26 protein-coding genes and 1 pseudogene are annotated in these 26756 nt (G+C 71.5%); 18 read left to right on the forward strand and 9 right to left on the reverse strand.

Annotated elements, in window-relative coordinates:
• Window positions 1-200 precede the first annotated feature (200 nt).
• Window positions 201-4322 (forward strand): hypothetical protein, encoded by a 4122-nt coding sequence (locus OG753_RS01910; protein ID WP_405786830.1) that lies wholly within the window; start codon window positions 201-203, stop codon window positions 4320-4322.
• Window positions 4323-4517: 195 nt separating this feature from the next.
• On the opposite strand, the gene OG753_RS01915 is transcribed toward OG753_RS01910, so the two are convergent.
• The 3 genes from OG753_RS01915 to OG753_RS01925 form a co-directional block, all read right to left on the reverse strand.
• Entirely contained in the window at window positions 4518-5702 is a 1185-nt protein-coding gene (locus tag OG753_RS01915) for an IS701 family transposase (protein ID WP_405786832.1), read from the reverse strand.
• 187 nt (window positions 5703-5889) lie between these two features.
• The gene (locus OG753_RS01920) at window positions 5890-6165 is read right to left on the reverse strand and encodes a hypothetical protein (protein WP_405786834.1); all 276 of its coding nucleotides are present in this window, start codon (window positions 6163-6165) and stop codon (window positions 5890-5892) included.
• Window positions 6166-6617: 452 nt separating this feature from the next.
• Entirely contained in the window at window positions 6618-9119 is a 2502-nt protein-coding gene (locus OG753_RS01925; protein ID WP_405786835.1) for a WD40 repeat domain-containing protein, read from the reverse strand.
• A 146-nt stretch (window positions 9120-9265) separates the two neighbouring features.
• Between OG753_RS01925 and OG753_RS01930 the strand changes: the two are divergent.
• From OG753_RS01930 to OG753_RS01955, 6 genes and pseudogenes are all read left to right on the forward strand, one after another.
• A pseudogene (locus OG753_RS01930) lies at window positions 9266-9403 on the forward strand (hypothetical protein); the annotation flags it as partial.
• 229 nt (window positions 9404-9632) lie between these two features.
• Window positions 9633-10025 (forward strand): transposase family protein, encoded by a 393-nt coding sequence (locus OG753_RS01935; protein WP_405786836.1) that lies wholly within the window; start codon window positions 9633-9635, stop codon window positions 10023-10025.
• Window positions 10022-10270 carry a transposase gene (locus OG753_RS01940; RefSeq protein WP_405792981.1) on the forward strand — a complete coding sequence of 83 codons (249 nt, stop codon included), beginning with the start codon at window positions 10022-10024 and terminating at the stop codon, window positions 10268-10270. The genes OG753_RS01935 and OG753_RS01940 overlap by 4 nt, the downstream gene beginning before the upstream one ends.
• Before the next feature lie 462 nt (window positions 10271-10732).
• A complete protein-coding gene (locus tag OG753_RS01945) occupies window positions 10733-11278 on the forward strand; it encodes a YbhB/YbcL family Raf kinase inhibitor-like protein (RefSeq protein ID WP_405786837.1) in 546 nt (181 codons plus the stop codon).
• A gap of 128 nt (window positions 11279-11406) precedes the next feature.
• Window positions 11407-12300: an AraC family transcriptional regulator N-terminal domain-containing protein gene (locus OG753_RS01950; RefSeq protein WP_405786838.1), complete on the forward strand. Its 894-nt coding sequence runs from the start codon at window positions 11407-11409 to the stop codon at window positions 12298-12300.
• Between the two features lie 224 nt (window positions 12301-12524).
• Window positions 12525-13163: a DUF7003 family protein gene (locus tag OG753_RS01955; protein ID WP_327260326.1), complete on the forward strand. Its 639-nt coding sequence runs from the start codon at window positions 12525-12527 to the stop codon at window positions 13161-13163.
• Between the two features lie 57 nt (window positions 13164-13220).
• Here OG753_RS01955 and OG753_RS01960 read toward each other — a convergent pair whose 3' ends face one another.
• From OG753_RS01960 to OG753_RS01970, 3 genes are all read right to left on the reverse strand, one after another.
• Window positions 13221-14576: a hypothetical protein gene (locus OG753_RS01960; protein WP_405786839.1), complete on the reverse strand. Its 1356-nt coding sequence runs from the start codon at window positions 14574-14576 to the stop codon at window positions 13221-13223.
• Between the two features lie 155 nt (window positions 14577-14731).
• Window positions 14732-15118 (reverse strand): VOC family protein, encoded by a 387-nt coding sequence (locus OG753_RS01965; RefSeq protein ID WP_327260328.1) that lies wholly within the window; start codon window positions 15116-15118, stop codon window positions 14732-14734.
• 14 nt (window positions 15119-15132) lie between these two features.
• A complete protein-coding gene (locus OG753_RS01970; RefSeq protein ID WP_405786841.1) occupies window positions 15133-16353 on the reverse strand; it encodes an FUSC family protein in 1221 nt (406 codons plus the stop codon).
• A gap of 161 nt (window positions 16354-16514) precedes the next feature.
• Here OG753_RS01970 and OG753_RS01975 point away from each other — a divergent pair, with 161 nt between their 5' ends.
• Window positions 16515-16700: a hypothetical protein gene (locus OG753_RS01975; protein WP_327260330.1), complete on the forward strand. Its 186-nt coding sequence runs from the start codon at window positions 16515-16517 to the stop codon at window positions 16698-16700.
• 178 nt (window positions 16701-16878) lie between these two features.
• Here OG753_RS01975 and OG753_RS01980 read toward each other — a convergent pair whose 3' ends face one another.
• The gene (locus OG753_RS01980; protein ID WP_327260331.1) at window positions 16879-17244 is read right to left on the reverse strand and encodes a hypothetical protein; all 366 of its coding nucleotides are present in this window, start codon (window positions 17242-17244) and stop codon (window positions 16879-16881) included.
• Between the two features lie 173 nt (window positions 17245-17417).
• On the opposite strand from OG753_RS01980, the gene OG753_RS01985 reads away from it, so the two are divergent.
• From OG753_RS01985 to OG753_RS01995, 3 genes are all read left to right on the forward strand, one after another.
• Window positions 17418-17777 carry a PRC-barrel domain containing protein gene (locus tag OG753_RS01985; protein WP_327260332.1) on the forward strand — a complete coding sequence of 120 codons (360 nt, stop codon included), beginning with the start codon at window positions 17418-17420 and terminating at the stop codon, window positions 17775-17777.
• Between the two features lie 133 nt (window positions 17778-17910).
• On the forward strand, window positions 17911-18162 hold the full coding sequence (locus OG753_RS01990; RefSeq protein ID WP_405786842.1) for a hypothetical protein: 252 nt from the start codon (window positions 17911-17913) through the stop codon (window positions 18160-18162).
• Between the two features lie 46 nt (window positions 18163-18208).
• Window positions 18209-19096, forward strand: coding sequence for an oxygenase MpaB family protein (locus OG753_RS01995; RefSeq protein ID WP_405786843.1), 888 nt, complete (start codon window positions 18209-18211; stop codon window positions 19094-19096).
• Between the two features lie 13 nt (window positions 19097-19109).
• Here OG753_RS01995 and OG753_RS02000 read toward each other — a convergent pair whose 3' ends face one another.
• Together OG753_RS02000 and OG753_RS02005 are read right to left on the reverse strand one after the other, a co-directional pair.
• Entirely contained in the window at window positions 19110-19418 is a 309-nt protein-coding gene (locus OG753_RS02000) for a hypothetical protein (protein ID WP_327260335.1), read from the reverse strand.
• 123 nt (window positions 19419-19541) lie between these two features.
• Complete coding sequence (locus tag OG753_RS02005; protein ID WP_327260336.1) at window positions 19542-20381, reverse strand: class I SAM-dependent methyltransferase; 840 nt, start codon at window positions 20379-20381, stop codon at window positions 19542-19544.
• A gap of 160 nt (window positions 20382-20541) precedes the next feature.
• Between OG753_RS02005 and OG753_RS02010 the strand changes: the two genes are divergently transcribed.
• The 7 genes from OG753_RS02010 to OG753_RS02040 all read left to right on the forward strand — a co-directional run bounded on the left by OG753_RS02010 (window position 20542) and on the right by OG753_RS02040 (window position 26744).
• The gene (locus tag OG753_RS02010) at window positions 20542-21270 is read left to right on the forward strand and encodes an ArsR/SmtB family transcription factor (RefSeq protein ID WP_405792498.1); all 729 of its coding nucleotides are present in this window, start codon (window positions 20542-20544) and stop codon (window positions 21268-21270) included.
• Window positions 21271-21404: 134 nt separating this feature from the next.
• Window positions 21405-22346, forward strand: a complete 942-nt coding sequence (locus OG753_RS02015) for a DMT family transporter (RefSeq protein ID WP_327260338.1) — start codon at window positions 21405-21407, stop codon at window positions 22344-22346.
• An 89-nt stretch (window positions 22347-22435) separates the two neighbouring features.
• Entirely contained in the window at window positions 22436-23365 is a 930-nt protein-coding gene (locus OG753_RS02020) for a 2-dehydropantoate 2-reductase (RefSeq protein ID WP_327260339.1), read from the forward strand.
• Window positions 23366-23497: 132 nt separating this feature from the next.
• Complete coding sequence (locus OG753_RS02025) at window positions 23498-24010, forward strand: hypothetical protein (protein WP_327260340.1); 513 nt, start codon at window positions 23498-23500, stop codon at window positions 24008-24010.
• Between the two features lie 90 nt (window positions 24011-24100).
• Entirely contained in the window at window positions 24101-24820 is a 720-nt protein-coding gene (locus tag OG753_RS02030; RefSeq protein ID WP_405786845.1) for a hypothetical protein, read from the forward strand.
• Window positions 24821-24843: 23 nt separating this feature from the next.
• Window positions 24844-25347, forward strand: a complete 504-nt coding sequence (locus tag OG753_RS02035) for a hypothetical protein (RefSeq protein ID WP_405786846.1) — start codon at window positions 24844-24846, stop codon at window positions 25345-25347.
• Between the two features lie 164 nt (window positions 25348-25511).
• Window positions 25512-26744: an FAD-dependent oxidoreductase gene (locus tag OG753_RS02040; protein ID WP_405786847.1), complete on the forward strand. Its 1233-nt coding sequence runs from the start codon at window positions 25512-25514 to the stop codon at window positions 26742-26744.
• Window positions 26745-26756: the final 12 nt, after the last annotated feature.

Below are 26756 nucleotides of genomic sequence, written 5' to 3' on the forward strand. Positions count from 1 at the left end.
ATGCTCACTCGGGTTCTGGCACAACTTCTGTGGTGCGGCGCGTCCGCTCGGCGCATCGACGCCGTCGAGCGGGGAAAGCGCCGGGTCAACGGCCTGCGTCGAACGGGTCGCCGGCCCGCCGGGCTGGACTCAACAGAAGTTGTGCCAGACCCCTCACTCGTGAACGCCCCCTGTCAGAGCCGCCTGGCAAGATCACACGTATGACCAGCAACACCGGAACTCCCGTCCCACTCCCAGCCAATCACCGCATCTCCGAGACGTACGCCGACTGGGCACGTACTCGGGGGCCAGGCGTCGAAACCGACGCCCGCGACACGCTGGAACGGGCGGACAGCAGCCGGCACCGGGCCTGGGAGAAGCCCGGCCGGTTCGTGGACGACGCGGAGCGCCTGGCCCGGGGCCTGCCGGCCGCCCACCTGCCCTGGTTCTGGGACACCATCGGCCATTGGATGCTGGAGACGCACCGCCGCTCCGCCGCCCGCGCCTACTCGCAGGCGCGCGCCGCCGAGCGCACCCACGCTCTGCCGGTCGATCCCGACTGGCGGCGGGCGAACCAGCTGCTCTTCGCCCGCTTCGGCGCCCTGCCCGCCAGTGAACTCAGCCGAGCGGCAGCCTGGTTGGCCAGTGTCCTCGAACCGGATGACGCGCACCACGAGTTCGTCCGCCTGCTGAGCGCTTGGGCGGCGTCCCCCGGCGAGCTTCCCGCCGATCTGGCCCGCCGGGTCCGGGACTCGGCCCGTGCGGCCGGGCTCGGCAGCGAGGAGGAGGCCCGGGTGCTGGGCGGGGTGCTGGCCGCGGCCCGCGGCAAGGCCATACCCGACCGGCTTCTCAACGCGGCCGTCGGCCCGCTCGGCAACCACCCGCCCGCCGACGAGCAGGCCACCGCCCTCCTCGACCTGTTTCCTGAGTCGAAGAACGACGCGGCGGCCTGGCTGCGGCTGCTCATCGCGTGCGGTGCCGCAGACGCTGCCGCGGCCGGGCGGATCACCCCGGAGGGCGGCCTCGGCGACTGGCTGCGCCGATACACCGCCGGATACTCGCACCGCACGGTGGGCGGCGGTGGGGTGACCCGCCAGCCCATGCCCACGGAACTCTTGGACCTGGTGGGCCGGTTCGCCCCGCTGCTGCGCGCGCACGGCACCCCGGTCCGGCTGCACGAGGACCGCTACCGGTGGCCGCATCTGGACGCCGACCTCCTCGACCTCTGCCTCGCCGAGGGCGTACCCGTCCACGACCCCGGTGCCGCGATCAGCCTGGAGTTCTGGGGTGAGCACTCCCAGCGCGACCTCAAGGCACTCGCCGCCGACCCGGTGTTCGGCCCCCGGCTGGAAGGCACCGTTCACGCCGGGCTCCGCACCCGTGGCGGCACTGCGATCAGCGGCACTGCCATCAGTCGACTCCCGCACAATCCGGGCATCACGGTCGAGGTGCACGCCCGCGTCGAGAAGCTGCTCGACGCCCTGCGCGGCGGGGGACTGGCCGCCGCCGACGAGGCCGTCGACGAGCTGCGCGGACTCCTCGACCGGCCCACCGCCATCGCCCTGGACGGCATCGAGGAGGCCCTCGAGGCACTCGACCTCACCGGCCCGCTGGCCCGCGCCCTGCGGGCCGGGCTCCCCGAGGAGCTGGGCTGGCCCGCCCTGGACCAGGCCCTCGCTGTCTTCCCGCCCGACGAAACCGTGCACGTCACCTGCACCTGGCCGGTGCTCACCGTGTACGGCGAGACCCGCGCCCTCGCCGTCGACCACGCCGGACTGCGCGCAGACCACACCATGGAACTGCCCGACGGCGCACTCGGCCACACCGTGCACTGGGTCGGCGGCCAGTTCCTCGTCGCCTGGAACGAGGAGCACAAGGAGAACCCTTCCAACACCGCCTACTGGTCCGACCACCCCGGCGAAACGTTCGAACCAGAGCAGACGTACGGGCTGCGCCCCTACGGCGGCAGTATCCAGGGCGGCCTCGGCTACCAGTTCGAAACCTCGGACGGGGGCGGCCGGTTCGACGGCGAGCGCGTCCTGCGGGCCGGCGGACGTGAGGGCATCGGCCACCGCGACTACCAGATGAACGACGGCCACACCCTCTGGAGCACCACGGTGTTCAGCGAGGACCGCGGCGGCTGGACCCGCATCGACCCGGCCACCGGCCTTCCCACCGCCGACCGCACCCTGCCCGCCTTCCACGACCCCGACCGGTCCCCGCCCGGCACGAAGCCCTTCCCCGACCACCGCATTCTCGCCGCACTGCCGCCCGGCGCCCCGCCCTCCCCGCTCGGTCAGGACGGCACACTCACCGGCTGCCGGGTCGACTACCGCACCCCGTACGCGGGTCCCTCGCCCCGCGAGTTCGTGCTGGAGTCCATCGACGGTCGCACCGCCTCCTACCGCAGCAACACCTGGGGCCGTCGCCCATGGGGAATCCTTGCCCTGCCGCTCGGCGGTGAGGACGCCGTCCTGAACGGAGGGACCACCATCCGCTGCCATGCCGCCGGCGACAACTCGTTGCTCTGGCAGGTCCAGGGCTTCCCCGGCAGCCGCCACAGGACCCGAAGCCGGACCACCCTGGGCGAACTGGCCGGGCCGGTGCCGCCACCTGCCTTCTGGCACTTCCTCACCCCGCGCGACGAGCCCTCGTCCCGTGTCCTGCGGACGGTCACCGACAGTGCGGTGCGCGAGCTGCTGCACCAGGGCATCGGGTGCGCCCTGCCGGGAGTGACCCACCCGCGGGTCCAGGAGGGCGTCGACCGCGCCGTCCGGCTCGCCGCTGACGTACTGCGCCGCTGCCGGGAGCTGTCACACCGGGTCGCCGTCATGCGGGCCGGGCCGGTCGTCGACCTGCCCGACCCGGCGCCGGACAACCGGCTCGTCCCGGCCCTCCACGGCCTGCTGCCCCAGCTGCGCGGCTACGAGGAACGGCAGCCGCAGCCACAGCCCGCCCTCCTCACCTCGGTCGCCGCCGACGGCCGGTACCTGCGCGGTGAGATCGACGACGAGGTGCGGGTGCTCGCCCTGCCCGCGCCGCCCTCCGAATGGGCGGTGCTGACCGGCCGGATCGATGCCGTGGCCTGGCGAACCGTCGTCGCGGCCACCCCCGACGAGCAGCGACAAGCGCTCGCGGCACTGCTCGGCGTATGGAGCCGGCAGCCGTTCGCGGAGGTTGGCAGTGCCTGGCGGACCGGCCGGGCCCCGGAGCAGCGGATCGCCGCACTGCGCGCGGACGGTTTCGCCGTGGCCTCCGGCCCGGAGCGCAGCGGCCTCGCCCCCTTCCTCCAGCGAGCAGCCGATCCGGTGCCCGCCGATGCCGAAGAGTGCGCCACGCACACCGTCGCCGCCGATGACACCACCCGGCTCCCCCGCCTGCTGGCCCTGCTCGCCGAACAGGGCCCGCGGCCGGTGCCCGAAGAGGCCGTGGACCTGTTCCGCTGGCGCACCGGGGTGCCGCGCCCGATCGCCGCCCTGGTCCTCGATGGATTCGCCGGCAGCGACGACTACGGTGCACACCGCAAGCTGGTCCGCTCCAAGCCGTACAAGGCCGACCAGAACACCCTCTACGCGTACGACGAGTTCCAGCGGCGGCTCGGTCCAGCCGGCCGGCGCACCGTGCTCGCCGCCGCTGTGCCCGGCGACCCGGCGGAGCTCTGGGCCCCCGGCGGGATGACCGCGGCCGCGGAACGCATGGCCGCGGCCTGGACCCGGCTGCTCGGTGCCGCCCCGTACACCGATGACGGCAGCCATGCCGCTGCCCTCGCCGCAGACCACGGACTCCCGGAGACCTGGACCACGGCCCTGCTCACCGGCCGCCTCGAGAAACCTCTGGAGGCCGACAGCATGCAGGCCGCCGCCACCGCTGTCGCCTGGGCTCTCGCCGAGCGCCCGGTGGAAGACCCTGCGGCGCAGGGTGCCCGCGCCCTGCTCGGCGGGCTTACGGACCTGCCCGCTGATCTGCTCACCGCTCTGCGCAGGCTGGCGGACCGGTCCGCCACGACCCCCGTTCCGCCAGGCCAGTACGAGACCAACCCGCTGTTCAGCGTCCCGGACCTGGTGGACGAGGTGGCGGCGGCTCTCGGTGTCAGCCGTGACGCGGCCGCCCTCCAGCTCCAGCTGCACGCTTTCGACCGCCCGGCCGACCGCACCGTCCGCCGCTGGAACTCCTGGTCCATCGATCATCACCGCGCCGTCCGCAAGGAGCTGACCGCCGCGAAGGCCCCGCGCCCCAAACCTGCCGCCCCGGCAGAAGCCCCCGCTGCGGTCCCGGCACCCGCGCACGAGCGGTTCACCCGAGCCTGGGCGGACAGTGCGGGACGGCCAGCAACGAAGGCGTGATGCTGCTGCACGCCTCACGCAAACACGGATCCTAGTACTGCAACGGTGTTTGCTGTGATGGTTTGTTGGCTTCTGGTGGTGTGTGACCGCGTTGTTTGTAGTGGCTGACACGTGCCTGGAACTGTCGTCGCCGTCGCCAGTGTGACCAGTGCAGGACGTGGTCGATGCTCGGGCGGGGCCGGGTGAGGTAGTGGATCAGGCGTCGGAGTTCGGGAAGGGTGAGGGGTATGAGCTGGGAGGATCCGTTTCTGCTTTCCCGGTGTCGATTTCGCGGGCCCGCAGGACGGTGAGGCAGGCATGGGCGGCGATGGCCAGGGTCATGTGGCGGTGCCAGCCGTCGTAGCGGCGGACCTGGTAGTCGTCCAGGCCGCACTCCTGCTTCGCGCTCTGGAAGCATTCCTCGACCGCCCACCGGGCACCGGCGATACGGATCAGCTCGTCGAGTGTGGTATCGGCCGGGTAGTAGGCGATGTAGTAGGAGATCTCGTCCGGTCGTCGGACGCTGCGGCGGGCGATCACCCAGTGCCGGCGGTCCTCGCGATGCCAGGGACGGACCTCGACCCTGGCCCAGTCGTAGACCCGCGAGCCGTGGGCTCCCTCCCCGCAGGAACGGCGCTTCCACTTCTGCCGGGGCAGCCCCGGGAACAGGTCGTGGACGGGCTGGTCGATGGCCCAGCGGGTGACGACGGTGTCGTGCCGGGTGGTGGCCATGACGTGAAAGACATCGGCCCGCTCCAGCTCCGTGCGCCAGCCTTTGGAGAAGCCGTAGGCGGCATCCGCCGTCACCCACCGGAACGGGATCCGGTCCGCGATCGCCCGGCGGACCATGGCCTTGGCCATCACCACCTTCGTCTCGAAGCCGACCGTGTCAACGATGCCGGCGGCCCGGCACCGATCGCGGTCATCGGTCCATGACGTGGGCAGATAGAGGCGGCGGTCGATCAACGTGCGGCCACGGCCGCCGGCATAGGCGAGGAACACCCCGATCTGGGAGTTCTCCGTCCTCCCGGCGGTTCCGGAGTACTGACGCTGGACGCCGGCCGAGCGGACACCCTTCTTCAGAAACCCCGTGTCGTCCACGATCAGCACCGCTCCCGGGTCGCCGAGATGCTCGACGACGTAGTCCCGCCCATCGTCCAGGACCTGATCCGCGTCCCAGTCGATCCGGTTCAGCAGCCGGTGGATCCGGTCCGGACCCGCATACCCGGCCTCCTCCGCAAGCGTCCAGCCGTTCTTCCGCTCCAAAGGAGCGATCAGCCCCCGCATATAGGCAAGAGCCGACTCCCGCGGCTCCGACCTGGCGAAACGGTGTACGAACCGCTCATGCAGAGCTTTCAGTTCACCAGCCCACAACCGGGCATCCCCATGTTCCCCGCCCACGAACCGACCACCAACCGACCTGCCCAATCGTCACGGCAAACACCGGCAGTATTAGCGCCCGTCTGCACGAACCGCAGCGACGAATGTGATCAAGGAACTCGACTTCGTGCACTAGCCGGCGCCCGAACCCGTCCTCGAACGGCGGGCAGCGTTACCCGAGCGTCTCTCCTCTTCCCCCCGTCATGGGTCACGCCATGTTGGACCATGGACTGTTCGTTGGCGTGGTACTCCTCGGAGGGCAGCTGTTGAAGTGGTACTCCTCGGAGGGCAACGAGTCCCATTCGGTATGCGCGCCATCGCGCGGCACCATGAAGAGCGGACGCGATCGGATGACCTCCCCGACCCGTTGCGCGCGCATGACGATCCCGGGATCATCCGGCGCTGCGTAGCCCTCGGGCATGATGCGAAACTTCACGTCCATCGCCTCGGCATAGGCGATTGCGTCGCTCTCCAGCTCCGCCATGTCCCTCCCGACCAGCGGGAGACCGTCGTATGCAACCTGGGGACCCTGCACAGCGTCGGCAGCGATGCAGAACAGCCCCACAGCCTGGCTCACATAGGCCGTGACGGCAGGCGGAGAAGGAGCGGCCTCGCGACGGTGGACTTCGGCCCTCCAAGTCGGCGAGAAGATCGCGTGGTTCCGTCATACGCCACCCCCACCCGCAAAGCCGCCGGACCCGGCACGGCTTCCGCGGCCTGCGCCAGCATCGGCTCCACCGGCGGCCTGAGCATCACAGGGACCTCCCTCACGGCTTGTCGGCCCCTCTTCCAGGGTCCGCCAGACCAGCCGGAGGCGGCCCTGCAGGACGGCCATCGCATCATCCATCCGAGGGGCGCAGCGGGCCCGTCACAGGCGCCCTGCGGGGCTTATGCGGCACGGTAACGGCATGCGTCACCGTCCACCCCGTCCCTGCCTCAGCAATTGCGGTCAAGTACGACCACGTCGTCGCCCATGCCGATGACGAGACCTTGGCCGACGGCGGTCATGCACTGGGCCCGCGTCGGCAGCGCGACCTTCTCCCGGAGCCGGGCCGGCGCGAGATCCCAGACGTGGACCGTACCGCTGCCGTCCAAGGTGATGGCCTCCGTACGGTCGTCCCGCGTAGTGCAGGCCACCGCGAGAACTCCTGACGGGTGTCCCGCAAGGGTGGACCGCAGAGTGCCGTCCGTCAGATCCCACACTTGTACTGCGCTGTCGTTCCCGCCCACGGTCAGCGCGTGGGGACGGCCCTCCAGGACGGTGTCGGCGAGTGCCCGTATCCAGTGGTGCCCTGTGTGGACGGTGGTGGTGACGCGTCGGCCCTTCTCCGTGAGCCTCCACAGCCGCAGTGCGGCGTCATCGCTGCCCGTGAGGAGGTGGGGGCGGCCGTCGATGGTGATGGGCTCCATGGCCCGCACCGCCGACCGGGTGCGGTCGCTGTGGAGCGGGTGCTCCACGTCCTCGTCCAGATCCCACACGCGTATGGTGCGGTCCTGGTCGGAGGTGACCACGTAGGGACGGCCGTTGACGTCCGCCCACGCCACGGTCTCCACCCGGCGGTCGGGTCCGGGAAGGTCCCGAAGCCCGGTACCTGCGGCAAGGTCCCAGACCCGGGTGACGCCGCAGCAGCCTCCGACCGCAGCGTAGGGGCTGTCGTGGACCGTTGTGCAGGCCAGCGCCTCCACACGGTGCCCGTGGGGCAGGGTGCCTCGTTCCGTCCCATCGGCCAGGTCCCAGACCCGTATTGTGGTGTCGCCTCCGGTAACGACGTGCGGACGGCCGTCGATCTCCACGGCGTCCACGGCCTGCACGGTCCCGGTGTGGCCCTTGTGTCCCGCGGGCAGGGCGGCGTCACCCAGGTCCCATACGCGCGGGGGCGCGGAATGGCCGCCGCTCACAGCGTACGGGCGCCCGTCGATCTCCGTGCTGGCCAGCGCGTCCACATAGCCGTGGTGTCCGGTCAGGACGGCGCGCTCCGTGTCCTCGGTCAGATCCCACACGTGCACCGTGCAGTCACCACCGGCGGTCAACACGTGGGGGCGTCCACCAAGTTCGAAGCAGCTCACGGCAGCTATCCACGAGGTGTGCCCGCCCAGCACCGCGCGCTGCGAGCCGTCGGTCAGGCACCAGACCCGTGCCGCGTGCTCCCCGCCGCCCCCGGTGATGGCGTGGGGGATGCCGTCGATCACCGTGCAGGCCACCGAGTAGACGGCCGACGTGTGACCGGTGAGCACGGCCCGCTCGACGCCGTCCTCCAGGTCCCACAGCCTCACCGTGTTGTCATAGCCCCCGGTCACAGCCACGGGCCGGCCAGCAACCTCGGAGAACGCCACCGCTCGTACTTCCTCGGTGTGGCCGGGCATCCGCGCACGTTCCGACCCGTCGACCAGGTCCCACAGCCGGACCAGGCAGTCCTCTCCCGCAGTGACGGCGTGCGGTCGGCCGTCGATCACCGTGCAGCCCACCGCGTATATCCAGCCCTTGTGACCTCCGAGGGCGAACCGCTCGGCCCCGGTATCCAGATCCCACACCCGCAGGCTGCCGGAGCAGGTTCCTGTGACGACATGGGGACGCCCGTCGATCTCGACGCAGTCCAGTGCGTAGACCCCGTCGTCCTCGGTGATGACAAGGCGTTCGGTTCCGTCGACCAGGTCCCACACGCGGACGTTCCCGTCGTAGCAGCCGGTCACCGCGTGGGGACGCCCGTCGATGATGGTGCACGCGGCGGCGTCCACGCCCAATCCCGTCTTGGTGAAGCGCAGCGCTGGATGAACCATCGTGCCGGTCGCCCACCGCGGCCGCCACGGGCGGCCGCGAGAAAGCTCCAGGGCGAGGCCGGTCTCACCGTGGCGAGCGGCGTCAACGGCGAGGATGTCCCGCCTTTCGGGCAGGCTCACGGTGGCATGGACGTGGACGGATGCTCGGTAAATACTCCGCCGCACCGTCCCCTGGGACGAGCCCGGGATGTTGAGCGCGCGGAGCAGCCCCCGCGGGTCCGCGTGCACCAGGTACTCGGCGTCCTCGAGTATCTCGTCCAGGGCACCGGCCGCGGCGGCGTGGGCGGCGAGATGGTCGACGATGTACGGTGCGGCAGCCAGCCAGTCGCGGTGCCCGCTGTCCCCGTCAAGGGGCACCTCGGCCAGCAACGCGCTCGTGACCGCCCGTTGCGTCTGCCGCTCGCCCGACCGGGCTCCCCGGGCACGCAACCGGTAGGCCGCACCCTCCGGTGTCTGAGTCTCGACCAGGAGTTCGCCCGCCCGGTCCCGGAACACGCTCACGTCCTGAGCCGTCCACGGGTGACCCGACAGGGCACGTGCCAGGACCACCCACAGGGCAAGTGGCAGACCCCTGCCTTCGGCGAACGCCAACGGCAGCAACAGCGCGGCTTCGTCGTCGGAATCCTGCGTCTGCCCGACGGCCCTTGTAGCGTTCGCCATCGCCCCACGCTCCTTGCAGCCCGTTCACGACCCCGTCCCTCCCTATTGCGGGTGGACGGGTCACCAACCTGGCCACGGATGCTACAGACAGCAACTGACATTGATACGGCCGCCCCATCGCCGTCACCTGCAGCGCCGACAGCACGGTGCGGGTCGGGGACCTCGCAACCCGCCGGGCCGTCGGCAAACCTCTCACCGGCCACACTGGCATCGTGTACGCGGTGGCGTGCACCTCACTGGACGGACGACCCGTCGCCGTCACCGGCAGCGCAGACAACACGGTGCGGGTCTGGGACCTCACCACCTGCCGGGCCGTCGCAAAAATCCTCACCGACGACCCACAGAGCATCGCGCTCACCACCACCGGAGATCTCGCCATCGGCTTCCACCACGATCTCGCCGTCTACCACCGCCAACCACGCAACGCCACAACACGCGACCGACCAGCCACCACAAGCCCGACGACGGACCCTCTCATCACACCGGCACGGAAGCACCCGGGCGATCGGCGAGGTGCGGCCCCTGCTCGCAGCCCGCGGCTGCACCATCGCGGCCGGCATCCGGCTCCGCACCCTCGCCGAGGTCATCGACCACCTCGGCGCCAGCGGACAGACCGGGATCATCGACGGCACCGAGATCCGGGTCCGCAGGCCCGCTGCCGGCCGCAAGGACCGGGAGAAGTTCATCTCCGGCAAGAACAAGCAGAACGCGGTCAAGGCCACGGTCCTCACCGACGCCAGCGGCAGACTCCTGTTCTGCAGTCCAGCCCAGCCGGCCAGCTGTGCCGACATCACCCACGCCCGGCAGTTAGGCCTGGTCAAGCACCTGACTGGCGGCCCGGCCGTGGAGATCCTTGCCGACGCCGGCTACCAGGGCCTGGCGCCCAGACCGGCGGCCGCGTCGTGACACCACCACACCGCAAGTTCAAGAAGAACCCGCCGGAGTGGTACGAGGAGATCTACGAGCGCCAGCGCAAGGCGCACTCCTCACGCCGTATCCGAGTCGAGCACGGCATCGCACACCTCAAGAACTGGCGGGCACTTGCTCGCCACCACGGCCGCCGTGACCACATGAGCGACACGATCCAAGCCATCGCCGGACTGCTCTCACACCAGCAGACCGCCACTCGCAGGCTCAATGAGCCACAGTGACCACCGGGCCGACCTGCACTCTTCGACGCGTCACCGCCAACCATGCACGAGCTCGTTAGGGACCTGGGTCAGAGATTCGTTGGCATGAGGCGGCGACTCTGTCGAGGATCTCGTCGGCGGCCTTCGTCCGGGCGAAGGGCCGTGGGCGCTCGTTCCAGTCGGCACGCCAGGCTCGGATGTCGCCCGCGGCCGGAACGAGGGGCCGGTCGCCGCTCGCGGTGACGTTGACGGTGAGGGGGTTGAGCGCCTTGTGTCCTGCGGCCGACGCCCGTGGGCCGCTGCTGCCGGCTCTCGGCGTCGTGCACGTGACGTGGCACCAACGCTGCGTGCCGGGTAAAGGTCGCACGTTCTTGCATGATCCTCCCGGCGGCGTCCGCCTCCCGCCGGATTCGTGCTCCGATGGGACGTGCCCCGGGTCCCCGGGGCAACACCCCTGCACAGACACGAAGAAGGACGAAGAAGTTGAGTGATCAGGTGCTACGGCGTCCGCTGCCGCACGACTTCCACCCGCCGGTGCCCGAGCTGTCGGTGAGCAGCACGGACCTGACCGCCGATGGGCCCCTCCCGGATGCCCATGTGTACGCGAAGGGCAACTCCTCGCCGCAGATCGGCTGGTCGGCCGGGCCGGATGGTACCGGCAGCTACGCGGTCACGTGCTATGACCCGGACGCACCGACCGGCAGCGGGTTCTGGCACTGGACGGTCTTCGACATCCCGGCGGATGTCGCCGAGCTGCCGGCGGGGGCCGGAACCGGAGGCTTCGAAGGATTGCCCGCCGGTGCCGTGCAGGTGCGTAACGACTACGGCAGCAGGGACTTCGGCGGGGCAGCACCTCCGGAAGGGGACGGCCCGCACCGGTACGTGTTCACGGTGTACGCCGTCGACCGGGAGAATCTGGGCCCGGATGAGGACGCGACGCCGGCCCTGGTGGGATTCCACCTGAGGTTCCACGCCATCGCCCGCGGCCGGCTGATAGCCCACTACGAGGAGCAGGGGACCGGGGCGTAGCCGCCCGGCGGCCCGCCCCGCCACTCCCTCCGGTCCGGCGCGCGGGAACTCGCCCGATCTCCGCACGTCCTTGCACGATCCTGCTCCAGGCGGGGGATCGTGCCGGCCCGGCATGGTGAGATGGGGGCATGTCCCTCGACGAGCTCCGCGACCTGCTGGGCCGCCATGCGCGGCCCGATCTGAGCACGGCCATCGACGGCGTCCGGATCTGCCGAGCCGAACCGGGCGCCGAGCCGGAGTACGCGATGTCCGGCGTAGTGCTCGCGGTCATCGCGCAGGGGGCCAAGCGGCTCGCGCTCGGAGACAGGGTGTACGAGTACGGCGTCGGCCAGTACCTGGTCGCGTCGGCCGACCTGCCGGTGGTCGGACGCATCGCCCAAGGACCCGAACTCGGTTTCGGCATGACGCTGGAGCCGGCCGTCATCGCGGAGCTGATGTTGCAGGCAGGGCCGGGCGACCTGCCGCCTTCGACCCGGTCGGTCCGGCCCGGGATCACGATCAGCGACGCACCGGCAGAGTTGATCGACGCGATCGTGCGGCTGCTGCGCCTGCTGGATCGGCCGCGCGACCGCCGGGTGCTGGTCCCCTTGGCCAAGCGCGAGATACTTTGGCTGCTGATGACGGGAGAGCAGGGCGAAGCCGTTCGGCAGCTCGGCCTGGCGGACAGTGGCCTGACCCACATCACCCGAGCCGTGGGCTGGATCCGCGACAACTACGCCGAGGCCTTCCGCGTCGAAGACCTGGCCCGGTCCTTCGGGATGAGCGTCTCCGCGTTCCACCGGAACTTCCAGTCGGTCACGGCGATGAGCCCGATCCAGTTCCAGAAGCAGATCCGCCTGCAGGCGGCACGGCTGCTGCTGGCCCGTCGCCCGAACGACGTGACCGGAGTCGCCTCCAGGGTGGGATACGACAGCCCCTCGCAGTTCAGCCGTGAGTACAAACGGCAGTTCGGCGCGCCGCCGCGCGCGGACGCGGCACGCATGCGGGCCCGTACCCAGCACGCTGCGGTTGTGACGGCCTGACCGCGGGGGCGCGGGTGACGCCTGCCGGTCACGAGACCGGCCGGTGAAGCGTCAGGGCCTGCCCTTCCCGGTCACAGCACCAGTGACCTGAGTCAGAGAACCTCTGGCAGATCGCCGCGCGCCCGGTCTGGGCCGGCCTCCCGACCAGCGGGCCACGGCCGCTTGGATCGAACGCCGTATCCAGCAGAGAACTTCCGGCACGGGTCACTAGGGTGGAGCGCGTGATGACGACCTCATCGATCCTCGGACAGTTCGATCACTGCGCGGACAAGGGAGAGTTCCCCGACCTGGACAACGGCTACTCCTACCCGGTCGATGCGCGGATCCACCTGTTCGCGGACACCACGCGCTGGGCCGTGGTCGCCGAACTGCTGGGCTACAACCCCCGCGCCGGCAACCTCACCGACGTCATGTACCGCTTCGGCAACTGCCTGACGCGCGGCGAGCCGGGGTTCGGGGACTTCCTGGACCGGGTCGACAACATGGATGAGATCGATCCCGACGGGGACGAAGCATTCGCCGGAGGGGTACCCGTGGTCGTACGGGGGACCGCGCTGGCGGTCGGCGCCGGGGCCGGAACCCCTCTGCAGGACGTGTTCCGAATGCTCGCACCGGAACACAGAGGGACGCTGCTGGCCGACGAGGCCGAACTACGGGCTGCCGGTGTCCCGGCCGACCTGCCCGTGCTGCTGCGGCTCGACGAATGGCGCCAGCCCGAGGACCTCTGGGACGTCGCGCCCGGCCGCCACGAAACCTTCCGGCTGATCGCCGACGTTCTCGACTCCGGTGATCCGAGCCGCTACCGGCCGTCGGCCCCGCCGAACACCCACTGGTCCCACTGGCCGGATGCGGGAACCCTGTAGGGGCGGCCTCCCGCCCGGTAGGCGTGCCGCCGGGTGGGCGGGAATTCCTCCGGCGGGTCAGGGCCTGGGCTGCGCGTCGAAGGTGCCGGACCAGATGGGTACGAAGGGCTCCGCCTCGCGCTGCTGAAGAAGTGCCACGGCGTCCTCGACCCGGCCGAGTTCGATGAGGTGGCCCGCCAGGGCGGTGTGATGGTAGGGAGCGTGCTGTTCGAGGATGGCGACGGCCTCCGCGGTCCGGCCGGTCGCCGCGAGCAGGTCGGCGATGAGGCCCGCCGCGTACCCGGGGTCCTCCCCCGAGTACACGCCCGCCTGCTCGATCGCTTCGTCGAGCAGACCGCAGTCGGCCATGAGCCGAAGCCGCGCCCTGAAGACGTCCTCTTCCTCCTCGCCGCCGCGGCGCGCCCTGAGGGCGTCGAGGTGGGCCACGCCTTCGCGGGCGCGCCCGTGTTCGGCGTACTGGGTGCACAGCGCGTGGACGATCCGGTCCTCCGCGCCGCCGGGTGCGTCCGCGAGCGTGCGCAGCACCTCGATCGCTTCGTCGCCCCGGCCGTGCCGGGCCAGGAGCAGGGCCAGTTCGACCGTATCGGGGTGCCCGCCGGCCGGTGGGCCGTCCGGCTGCCGGTACACGGCGAGCGCGCCTTCCAGGTCACCGCGCTCCTCCAGCAGCTCGGCGAGGCGCCGGGCGGCGTTCCCGTGGGCCTCGATCGCCGCGTACGCGCGCAGTTCCCCGGTCCGGCCGTGCCTCGCCAGCAGGTCCGCCAGCCGGTCGCGTCCGCCGGAGGAGCTGACCTGCCGGGTACGCAGCAGGGCGATCGCCTCGTCGAGGCGGCCTTGGCGTTCACGGATCACGGCGAGCAGCCCGATCGCCGTGTCGGGGTCGAGTCCGCGACAGCACCACGGCTCGTCGCACCGGTGCCGGGCCGGGATCCGGGCGGCCAGGAGCGCGGCGACGTCCTCGTCCCGGCCCGTTCCCTCGGCGACCTCGACCAGTGCGGTGGCGAGGGCCGGGTCCTCGATTCCGGCGCTGAGCAGCCCGACCGCCTCGTCCCTGCGTCCGTGCCGGGCCAGGAGTCGCGCGAGGAACTCCAGCTTGAACCCTCCGACCCGTGCGTACGGCCGGGCCAGCGCGATCGCCTCCGCTGCCCGCCCCCAGCTCTCCAGCAGTTCCGCCTGGGCCTGCCCGGCCGGCCACCAGCCGGTGGCGACGTACGGTGCGAGCACCTCCAGCGCCTGAGCCTGCCGTCCCCGGTCACCGAGGAGCCGCGCCCACTCCCGCGCGCAGAACCATTCGCCACGGCGGGCCTGGAACTCCACCTCCTGCTCGTGTCCGAGCTCGAGGAGCCGGGACACCAGGAGTGGAGGAATGCAGCCCGACAACGTCCGGGCCCGGCGGTCGAGATCTGCAGCGTCCATGGCAGTGCACCCTAGCCAGCGCCTCCCGACGCGGCCCACGGCCCCCTGGGAGATCCCCCCTTCCGATCCTCGGGTGGCCCGGATCGCTCCCCCTCGGGGGCGGAGCCGGCGTCACGTCATGGCTGCGACTCCGGCGAAGTCCGGCAGTACACCCCTCAAGGCCGGAAGCGCAGGGGGTGGTCCGGCGGGACCTCCACGACCGCGATCCGTACGCCGTCCGGGTCGGCGATCCACATCTCGATCAGGCCCCAGGGCTCTCGCCGGGGAGGCCGCAGTACCTCGGCGTTGCGGCTGCGCAGCTCCTCGTACGCCGCCTCCGCGTCCGCCACCTGGAGCCACAGCCGCAGGCCCGGCGCGAGCGGGGCCTCGGCGCGCCCCGAGACCTCGAGGAAGCCGCCGCCGAGGAAGTAGACCGTGCCGCGCTCGGGGCCGGTGCCGAACTCGCGGTAGACCTCCAGGCCCAGGGTGTCTCCGTAGAAGGCGCGCGAGCGTTCGGGGTCCGTGGGGCACAGCAGGATCCTGCTGCCCAGTACATGCACCATGTCCCCACCTTCGCTCACGCGCCGTCCCGCGGGGACGATTTCCGCGGCATCCAGCGCCTGTGCCACCCGGCCAGTCGTCCCGTGCGCCGCGTGCGGGCGTGCTGGTCGAGTTCATCGAGGAGGCGTTGCGAGCGTTTGTCCACGCCCAGTTCGTCGAGGACCCGGTCGATCTCGGTGAGCAGCGCGCCGCGCAGCTGCCAGTGCGCGGGGTCCTCGCGGGCGGAGGCCAGCAGCAGGACCGCGAGCCGGTCGCGGTGGGCCCGGGCGACGGCGAGCTCCCCCGTCAGGCGGGCTTCCGCCTCTTCCGCGTTGGCACTGACCTGCGCGGTGATCAGCTGGGCGAAGCTCTCCACGGCGATGGCCGTGTGGCGCAGTACCTGCCGCAGTGCGGCCGCGGTCGCGGGGTCGAAGAGGGGACCGTCGGGGCGGGCCTTCGCCAGGTCGGTCAGGGTCCGGCAGGCGACGCGGAGCACGACCGCGCAGATCTCGAGCGTGTCCAGGCCGGTGCGCAGCACCAGCCGGAAGAGCAGTCCCTCCTTGACCCGCGGATTGAGCCGGAGGCTGTCCTCGGCCTGCCGGAGGGCGGCGTCGACCTGGGCGATGTCGTTGTCGAGGCGGCGTGCCTCGTGCAGCCTGGCCGCGGCCTGTTCGACCCTGGTGGGTCCGGAGGGGTCCTCGCCCAGGTGGTCGAGGAGCCGGCTCATGCGCCCGGCGAGGTCGGTGATCGCGGCGCCGGCGGGTCCGACCCACAGGGGTGGCGCCAGCAGCAGGTTGACCAGCAGCCCGACCACCGCGCCGATGATCGTCTCCAGCACCCGGTCCCAGGCGGTGTCCGTGACCTGGGTGACGCCGAGGACGAGCATGGCGCTGATCGCGACTTCGGGGACGAACTCGTCGACGCGCACCAGGTGGCCCACGACCAGCGAGGCCAGGATCAACAGGCCGAGGCTCCACCAGGTCAGACCCACCAGCGCGCTGAAGCCGATCGCGATCAGTACGCCGACGACGACGGAGTTCACCCGGCGGATGCTGGTGGTCAGCGTGGAGTACAGCGTGACCTGGACGACGAGCAGGGCCGTCAGGGGGGCGGTCAACGGGAGCGGCTCGCTGCTCAGGCGGAGGGCGACGACGTAGCTGATCACGGCCGCCGCTGTGGAGCGCAGGGCCTGGACGGCGACCGGCTCGCGGCGGCGGCGTGCGACACGGGTGGCGAGACTGCTGATCATTTCCGGCATGCGGGGCGCCTTCCCGCTGGTGGGCCGGATGACGCATCGCGTGGCCGCTCTGATCCGGACGCCCCAGGATGGGTCGTGTGAGGAGGGTGGCCGGGCCGTTCGCGGGTAGGCGGAGGGTGTCCGGAATCCCTGTCCATGAGATCTGCGAGGGAGCGGCAGCCATGAGCGGTATGGAGAACAAGCGTCAGAAGCCGGGCAAGGGCCGGGAGGAGCAGGTGCAGGAGCACCCCGGCCCGGACCCCGTGCACCCGGAGGCCAGCAAGCGGGTTTCCGGCAAGAGCCCGGAGGAACTGCGGCAGCTGCAGGAACGGAAGATGACCCGTACGGCCGACGACGACGCGGAGTAGTCGCGCCGGGGCCCGCGGCGCCGGGGCAGATGCGGTAGCCAGCCGCAGGGGCCGAAGCGGCGGCAGAGGCTGCGGTTGAGGCAGGGAGCAGCGGCGAGGTGCCGCGGGTCTGGGGGGGCCTCGCCGATCAGGCCGGATCAGGGAGCCCGCGAGCCCGGCGTGATCGGCAGGACACCCCTCAGGGGCCCTCGTCGTAGGTCCCTGCCTCGATCTCCAGGGCGAGTTCCTGCAGGACTCCGATCGAGGAGATGTCCGTCCGCCCGCTGTCGTGCACCATGGCGAGGCTGGTGAAGGCCAGGCTGAAGCCGGAGACCATCGTGTGCAGGGCGGGGCCGAGCGCCTCCGCGACGAGCGCTGCCACCTGCTGCGGCGTCGCGTCGGCCGGCACCCTGATGGACGGCAGCATTTCGTTCAGCAGCAGAGTGGCCACTCCGGCCGTCGGCTCCGGGATCTCGCCGTCGTCCCCGGCCTCGGCGGCCCGGCGGATGTCCTGGGCGTCGGTGAGGATCCCGATCACTCGCTTGAGTACTTCTGCGCGTTCCATCTGCGGAGCGTAGCTCCGTGCTCGTGAGCCCCGCCGGAGTTCACACCGACAGGCCGCCCGACCCGCCTCACCGCGACCCGAATCGGACGTCGTGAACGTGAACGTGTAGCCGCGGCGCCGCGGGGCAGGCGCGCCCTGACGGACACGAACCGATGAAGGGAGCTGTTTCCCGCATGTCAGAGAGCGCCTGGGCCTACCGCATCACCGTTGGCCGCATCGAGGGTGTGGACCTGTCCGGCTTCAAGGTGGAGGCGGTCGACGGCTCCATCGGCAAGGTCGACAAGCACTCCGACGAGGTCGGATCCGCCTATCTGCTCGTCGACACCGGTCCGTGGATCTTCGGCAAGGAAGTCCTCCTCCCTGCGAGTACCGTCACCGGTATCGATGTGGAGGAGGAACGGATCCACGTCGGGCTGACCAAGGAACAGATCAAGGACGCCCCGGAGTTCGTACGGGACGAGCACCTCCAGGACACCGACTACCGGAATCTGCTGGGCGGCTATTACGGCCTCATCCCGCACGGGTGGCGGTGATCCCCCGGCCGGACATCCCGTCGGTCACCAGAAGGGCGCTGGGCCGTGACTGCGGCCCAGCGCCCTTCTGGTGACCCCACAGCGCATAATCGGTGCACATCCGCGCAGTTTTGGTGCAACCATGGTGTACCACGTGAACAACAGGAAGGCTTTCGCCATGGAACAGCTGCCCCCTCACCCCGACAGCGAGCGGTACTCCGTGACCTTGTGCCCCCCGGCCGTCACCATCGTCTCCGAGCTGACGGCCGCGACCGGCGTCAGCAAGTCCGACGTGATCAACCGAGCGGTGCTCCTGCTCGGGTTCATCGAGCGCGAACGCGCCAAGGGCAACGACCTGATGATCCGCGACACGGAAGGCGCCCTGGAACGCATCCACATCATCTGACCGCCGTCGCACGACCGCGGGCCCTGCCGCGGCACATACTGGGCCCATGGCACGGGCGACGACGGCTGTCGAGCGGATCAGGCGGCGAGCGGGCGAGGCGGTCTTCCTGCGCGTCGCCGGGCCGGACGGGCCCAGGAACAGGGCGCGGATCCACACGACGCCCGGTCCCCGCTGGTTCGCACCGGACCGGCCGGTGCGGCAGGTGCACGGGGACGCATCGATGTTCATCGGCGGGCTGGCCGCCCTGCTGCTCCAGTCCCTGCACCCGGTGGCGATGGCCGCCGTGGCGGCGCACTCGGGTTACCGGGGCGACCCGTGGGGGCGGCTGCACCGGACCAGTACGTTCCTCGCGGTGACCACGTTCGCCACGAGCGCCGACGCCGAGGCGGCCGTGGCCCGGGTACGGGAGGTGCACGCGCGGATCCGGGGCCGGACGCCCGACGGCGTACCGTACCGGGCCGACGATCCGGAGCTGCTGACCTGGGTGCACATCGCCGAGGCGGACTGCTTCCTGCGGGCCCACCAGCGCTACGGCCGGAGCCCGTTGGACGCCGCCGGCTGCGATGCGTACCTGGCCGACACGGCGCGCGTGGCCCGCGCCCTGGGTGCGGACGGGCCGCCGGAGAGCGAACGCGATCTGGCCCTGCTGATGGCGCGGTACCGGCCCGGTCTGCGGGTGACGGCGGCTTCCCGGGACACCGCCCGGTTCCTGCTGACCGATCCCCCGCTGCCGGGAGCCGCCCGGTTGCCGTACGCCCTGCTCGCGGCGGCAGCCGTTGACCTGCTGCCGTCCTGGGCCAAGGCGGCCGTGGCCGCCGATGCTCCGGCGGCCGCCCGGATACCGCCCGTGGCCGCCCGCGCCGGCGGCCACGCGGTGACCCGGGCGATCCGCTGGGCGCTGCCCGAGCGTCCCCCACCGCCGCCGACCGGTTGAGGACGGCGCTCTCTCAGTACTCCTCGTCGGGGTAACCCCACCGGATCTCCGGCTTGGCTCCCGCCGCCACCGCACCGACCGTCACCCCGAAGACCCCCTCGAAGTGCGGCTGCCACAGGTAGAAGCGGGAGATGCCGAGCGGGAAGTCGGATTCCCCGGAGACGAAGTACGAACCGTCGTCGTCCACGGCCACCCCGATGGTGACCTGGTTGGCTATGTCCTCCTCGTACATCAGCTCCTGCAGGGCGCGGACGATCGCCCAGGCCTGCGGCTCGTCGGCGACGCCGGTGACGGTGAAGGCAAGATCGATGTTCACTGACATGCCGGAAGGATAGGCGGGGCCACTGACAGGTCCGCTCGCACCCTCAGAGCTCGGCGTCGGCCGTGAGCAACATGATCCCCCGGGTGGATCCGGGCGTGAAATCCCCCATGTCCGGGGCCGGGGCTACGGGCGGGTGGCGGTCACGAGGTAGTAGTCCAGGATCTGCTGCTCCCAGGCGGCCAGGAAGTTCCGCGGCCAGGTCCCGGGGGCCCAGAGGCGGGCGAGCCAGCGGTCCCAGCCCGGCCAGACCTGCGGGCCGATCGAGACGGTGCGGACGTCGGCGAAACCGGCTTCGGTGAGGGCGTCGGCGAGGCGGGACACGGGCCGGGCGATGTCCAGGCCGCTGGCGAACGAGTCGAGCAGCCCCGCGAGCCGCCTCGCGGGCTCGGGCGCACCGCCGACGGTGAAGAAGCTGGTGACCGCCATCCGCCCGCCGGGGCGCAGGACCCGCGCCGCCTCCCTGGCGAACGCGGACAGGTCCGGGAAGTGCTGGGCCGCCTCGACGCTGTAGAGGCAGTCGAACTCGCCGTCGCCGAGCGGCAGGTCCTCCGCGGCACCGAGTACGAAGCGCAGCCGGTTCGGCTGGGCCTCGAGGAGCGTGGAGTTGGCTTTCCGGGCCCGCTGGAGCTGGTGGGGATGGATGTCCACGCCGGTGATGGCCGTGGGCCCGTACTCCTCCAGTGCGAGGGCGCACCCGAGGCCGAGTCCGCAGCCGATCTCGACCGCCCGGCCGCCCTCGGGGGCCGCGGCATCGAGCACGTGCCGGTAGAGGTCCCGCTCGCTGCGGATCCGGTCGGCCTGGGACAGAGGTTGTTCGAGGTCGACCGCCTTCCAATAACCGAAGTTGATGAAGCCTCCGGCGAATACCGGAACGGCGCTGAGATCGGCCGGCCCGTACGTCTCCCACACCTCGGGCCGTACGACGGGAGCGCTCTGCTCCGTGGGGTCACCCGACGACAACACCCCACCACCTCCTCGTGACGGGGGCGTTCTGCCCCGGAGCCCTCAGTGTGGCCGGTGCACCCGGGCCGCGACAGAGGACCCGCCTGCGCACACGTTTTCAGCTCGCACGGATTGTTCGTTGTTTACCGAAATCATGGGGCATCCTGGACGTATGAACGAGATGCATCCCGGGCCGGCGCCCGCGAGCGGACCGGCCCCCGCGGCCCTCCTGGCCGCCTTTGCCGCCGCCCTGGCCGACGAGACGCGGGCCGCGATCTGCATGACGCTGCTGGAGGGGCGCGCCTGGACGGCGGGCGAGCTGGCCAGGATCACCTCGGTGGCGCCGTCCACGATCAGCGGTCATCTGACCAGGCTGCTCGATGCGGGGATCTGCGTGACCGAGCGGCAGGGCCGCCACAGTTATGTGCGGATCGCCGACGGGGCGACCGCCCGCCTGCTCGACGAACTCGCCTCCTACGCGATTCCGGACCGGGACGCGGCGCACGCCGTGCCCGTGGTCGCCGCACCGGACCCGCTGGCCCGCGCCCGTACCTGCTACGACCACTTCGCAGGGCGGCTCGGCATGGCGGTGACCGATGCGATGGAGCGGCGCGGGCTGCTGCGTACGGAGGACGTGTTCGAACTGACGGAGGCCGGCCGGGCCTGGTGCGACGAGGCCGGCATCAGCCTCGCCGGCGAGGGGCGCAGACGACTGGCGAGTTCCTGCCTGGACTGGACCGAGCGACGCCGCCACCTGGGCGGCCTCGCCGGGGCGCGCCTGTGCGCGCGGGCGAAGGACGAGGGTTGGGTGGTGCGCCCGGTGGGAGGCGGGCGGGCACTGGAGGTGACCGGGTCCGGTGAGCGGGCCTTCGCCGACCTGCTGGGCCTCACGCCGGAGTCGTGGAGCTGAGCCGGAGGGGGCCACGGAAACGGGGGAAGCCGGGCGGCGAGGCCCGGGCGGGGCGCCGTGGAGCGGCCCGGGTTCCCACCCGGAGAACAGTTAATTCGGTCGACACCGAAATGTTCGGGTCGTAGGGTGGGCGTATGACGTTCCGCTCGAGTCCGATCCCGCCCGGCGTCCTCACGGTCGGCGCCGTCACCTTCACGGTGTTCGCCTGGGCCTCCGCCTTCGTCTCCATCCGCAGCGCCGGGGCCGCGTACTCACCCGGCGCCCTGGCCCTCGGCCGGCTGCTGGCCGCCTCGCTGGTGCTCGTCGTCCTGCTCCTGGTACGCCGTCAGGGCCTGCCTCCCCGCGAGGCATGGCGCGGAATCGTGGTCTCCGGTGTGGTGTGGTTCTGTGGCTACACGATCGCGCTGAACTGGGGTGAACGTCTGGTCGACGCGGGCACGGCGTCCCTCCTGGTGAACACCGGGCCCATCCTCATGGCACTGCTCGCGGCTCGCCTGCTCGGCGAGGCACTGCCCCCGCGGCTCCTCGTGGGCATGGCGGTCTCCTTCGCGGGAGCGGTGGTCGTGGGCCTGTCCATGTCCTCGGGCGAGGGCGGCTCCACCTCGGTGCTCGGAGTCGGCCTCTGCCTGATCGCCGCCGTCGCCTACGCGACCGGTGTCATCGCCCAGAAGCCCGCGCTCTCCTACGGCACGCCCTTGCAGATCACCGCCTTCGCCTGCCTGACCGGAACGGTTGCCTGCCTGCCCTTCACGGGCCAACTGCTCGCGGAAATCCCCAAGGCACCGGTGTCCGCAACCCTGAACATGCTCTACCTGGGCGTGGTGCCGACCGCCCTGGCCTTCACCACGTGGACCTACGCACTGGCGCGCATGCCGGCCGGCAGGCTCGGCGCGACCACGTACGCCGTCCCGGCCATCGTCGTGCTGCTGAGCTGGGGCCTCCTGGGCGAGGTACCGGCCTGGCTGACCCTCCTCGGCGGGGTGCTGTGCCTGGCCGGTGTGGCGGTCTCCCGGTACGCACCGCGCTCCCCGCGCACTCCCGCCGAGGACAGCCCCCTCGGTGCGGGCCGAACCTGACCTGACCTGACCGTATCGGCCGCGTCGGGCCGCAACTCCCCGCACGTGTGCTTGCGCACCGGCTCTGCTCCCACGAAAGGCATTCCCTCATGAGGATCCTCACGGTCGGCGCCGGAGCCGTCGGCGGCTTCTTCGGCGCCCGGCTCGCCACAGCGGGCCAGGACGTCTCCTTCCTGGTCCGGCCGGCCCGCGCGAAGGCCCTCGCCGCCCGCGGACTGCGCGTATCGGGCCAGGGCGAGGAACTCCGCCTCACGCCGAAGCTGGTGACGGCCGACGCCGCGGGCGGGCCGTACGACCTGGTCCTGCTCTCCGTGAAGGCGACGGCCCTGCGGGCGGCCCTCGCGGACATCGGATCCGCAGTCGGCCCGGAGACCGCCGTCGTCCCCCTGCTCAACGGGGTCGCCCACATCGACACGCTCGTCTCGCGCCTCGGAACCGGGACGGTACTCGGCGGGGTGGCGAAGGTGGTCACCACCTTGAGCGAGGACGGCGACATCCTGCGGATGGCTCCGCCCGCGGTCATCCTGACCGGCGAGCTCGACGGCCGTCCCTCGGCCCGCGTGGACTCGATCCGTACCGTCCTGGCCGGGGCCGGCATCGCCTCGCCCGCGACCGAGGACATCGTCTCCGCAATGTGGCACAAGTGGGTCTTCATCTCCACGCTGGTCTCGCTGACCTGCCTGATGCGCGGCACGGTCGGAGAGGTGAACGCCGTACCGGGCGGCTCCGCCCTCGCGACGGCCCTGGTCGCCGAAGCCGGGGCGGTGGCGGAGGCCGCCGGTCACCCGCTGACCGACGCCGAGCTCGCCTTCACCAGCTCGACCGTCACCGCCCCCGGCTCCCCGCTCACCCCCTCCCTCTACCGCGATCTCGTCGCCGGAGTGCCGACGGAGGCCGACCACGTACTGACCGACCTCACCGAGCGCGCCCGCGCCCTTGGAGTGGCCACTCCCCTGCTGGACCTCGCCGCCCTGCAGCTGCGCGTCCACGAACACCGCCTCACCGCGCAACGACCCTGAGGATCCCGCCCCCAGCCCCTCCCGCGCTCCGGGGGCCGCCCGTACGCACTCACCCGGATGCCCGGTCCATTGGGCATCCGGGCCGCCCGGCCTTTGACTGGGAGGTCCGGACGTCCGGAACACCGTGGAGGCATGATGGCGGCGGTCGCGTGGATGCGTGGTGCGGCAGGTGTGGTGGTTCTGTCGGCGGTGGCGCTCGGCGCCGCGGGCTGTTCGGACGGCGAGGGCACGCCGTCCGGTGCCGTATCGAGCGCTGCTTCGGCGGTGAAGTCCGCCGGCGAAGCCGTCTCGTCGGCCGCCGCCGAGGCCTCGCGCGCCGCCGAATCGGCAGCGGCCGTCGCCAAGGACAAACTGGCCGGGGTGAAGGACGGGGTCGACGCCAAGGACGAGACGTCCTTGGGCCCGGTGACGACCGACGCCGACGGGTACACGACGGTTCCCGTGACGGTGCAGAACACCGACGACGCGACGAAGTCCTTCGCCGTACAGGTCGAGCTGAAGGACGAGGCCGGCAATCTCATCGACACCGTGGTGGTGACGATCACGAACGTGGCCGGCAAGGGCACGGGGCAGGGGACGGCCCGCAGTACGCACAAGCTGTCCGGCACGGTCACGGCCCGGACCGGCACGGCCCTGCGCTACTGACGCCCACCGGTGCGGCCTCATCCGGACACGGATCAGGACTTCGCCGGAGGCGGCCCGGGGATCCGGTGGCCCACGGGCTAACTTCCTCCCATGCACATGCAACGGGCCGACATTCTCAGCAACATCGCCGCGAGCGGAACCGGCACCGACCCGCAGCGACTCTCCGAACTCGCCGCCGAGCTCGACATACCCGCCGCCGACTTACTCGTCGTCGCGGGCCACCCGGTGCCGGCGGAACTCCTTCCCCCGGACCGCGACCCCCGGGTCATGCGGGAATTCGCCTTCCGCGCGAGTCACTGCAACCACCTACAACTGGCCTCGCTGGAGGCCTTCGTCCGCTCGCTGCCGCGCCACGCGGCCACGGCACCCTTCGTCCAGCCGGTCTCCGGGCCTTACCGCCCCGCCGGGACCGGTTTCGGCTCCGTGCTCAACGGACTGATCCGCAATCGCGGCTTCGGGGTCCGCGAACTGCCCTTCATGGGACTGTCCCGCAGTACGTTGAACATGATCGTGACGGCGCCGTGGGAGCCCGATCGGCATCGGCGGCATCAACTCGTCTGCCTGGCCGGTCCGCTGGCATGGACCCTTCCCGATCTGTTCGCACTCGCCGGTGAGCCGTACTCGGAGGAGTTCCGCCCGGGGACGCTCTGCCGCCACGTCGGGCGGGTGTTCACGGCCGCCGTGCACCTGACCACCTCCCAGCTGATCGAGGCCACCGAGGAGGCGGACCGACTGACCGCGCGTGAGGACTACGGCGTGTTCCAGCTGGTCTCGCAGGGCTTCGTCGCGGAGTGCCCGGACCACCTCTGACGGTGCGGGGTGATACTTCTGCGGTGCTGTTGACGTGGATATCCGAAGTGGCCGACGAGCCCTTGACCCTGAATCCCGCTGACCGGCGAGTGGAGGTGGAGACCAACACCTGGCTGCTGAGCATGGGTTCCGCGGACCAAGGGGTGCTGACCGTGCCCGAGGTGGTGTCCGCCTTCCATCGCACTGCCGCCCGCATTCACCGCCGCATCCGCGAAACGGGCCATTCCGCAGTAGCGACCTTCTATGTGTGGCACGACGAACAGGCCGGGCAGCTCCGGTGCTCCACCGCTTCCCTGCCCCCGGAGGCGTTGCCGTTCGGCGGTCTCTACGTGGCGTGCGACGACCTCGACGCGATCGTCGAGGGGTTCCTGGCCGACGGCGAGCCGGGCTTCACCCCCTGGTCGGCGCTGGAGGAGGTGCAGGAGGTACAGGAGGTGCAGGACGCCGAGGACGCGGCGAACCTCGCGGAGCAGGCCGGGACCGCACCGGAGATCCCCTTGCGCGTCTGGGTCAGCAGCGCCGGCTGACCGGCGCCCGCGGCAGCCTCTTCCGGCCGGCGGCGCCGGCGCGCCCCGGGCCCGCGCCTCCCCGGGGCGCGTCGCCGCCGTTACCGCAGTCGGCGCCGCGGGTGCGGTATACGTCCTCTGGGGCTTACCCGACGCGGGCGAAGGGACTGGTTGCCGTGGTTGCCGTGGAACGGACCACCTGCTGTGTGGTGGGCGGAGGGCCCGCCGGAATGGTGCTGGCCCTGCTGCTGGCCAGGGCCGGGGTGGAGGTGACCGTGCTGGAGAAGCACGGCGACTTCCTGCGTGACTTCCGCGGCGACACCGTGCACCCGTCCACCCTGTCGCTGCTCGACGACATCGGGCTGGCGGACCGGTTCGCCCGGCTGCCGCAGCGACGCGTCACCTCGGTACAGCTGCCCATCGGGCCGGACCGGTCCCTCGTCACGGTCGGGAACATCGCGGCGCTGCACGGCAAGTACAACTACATCGCGATGGTGCCGCAGTGGGACCTGCTGGACCTGCTCGCCGACGAGGCCCGCCGGGAGCCCTCCTTCCACCTGCGGATGAACACCGAGGCGACGTCCTTCCTCGTCGAGCGCGGAAGGGTCGCGGGCGTGCGGTACCGCACGGCGGACGGGGCCGTCGGCGAGCTCAGGGCGTCGCTGACCGTGGCCTGCGACGGGCGTGGATCGCTGTCCAGGGCTCTGCCCGAGCTCGGGCTGGAGGACTTCCCGTGCCCGATGGACGCCTGGTGGTTCCGGATTCCGCGCCACGAGGAGGATCCGAGCGGGCTCGTCGGAGGCATCGGTGACAGGCTCTTCGTCGCGCTCATCGACCGTGGCGACTACTGGCAGTGTGCGGCGCTGATCCCCAAGGGGTCCGACGCCGGGCGCCGCGCCGAAGGCCTGGAGCCGTTCATGGCCCAGTTCACGGACGCCGTCCCGTGGCTGGCCGACCGGGCCCGTGCCGTCACTTCCTGGGACGATGTCAAGCTGCTCGACGTACGGCTGGACCGGCTGCGCCGCTGGCACCGCCCGGGGCTGCTGTGCATCGGCGACGCCGCCCATGCCATGTCACCGGTCTTCGGGATCGGCATCAACCTCGCCGTGCAGGACGCGGTGGCCGCGGCCCGCCACCTGGTGGGACCGCTGCGCGACGGCACCGTGGGGCTCCGGGACGTACGTCGCGTCCAGCGCCGCCGCCTGCCCACGACCGTGGCGACCCAGGGTCTCCAGCGCCTGGCCCACGCCCAGGTCATCGAGCCGCTGCTGTCCGGCCGCGTCGCGTTCGGCGATCCCCAGCGGGCCGAGCGGCTCACCGAGCTGATCACCGAATCGCGATGGCTGAACCGGCTGCCCGCCTACTTCCTCGCCTACGGGGCGCTGCGCGAGCGGCCCCCGGGGGAATCACTCCGCTGACCCCGCCCCGCC

Origin of the sequence: Streptomyces sp. NBC_00029 (genome assembly GCF_045160505.1) — a bacterium.
Classification (GTDB): domain Bacteria; phylum Actinomycetota; class Actinomycetes; order Streptomycetales; family Streptomycetaceae; genus Streptomyces.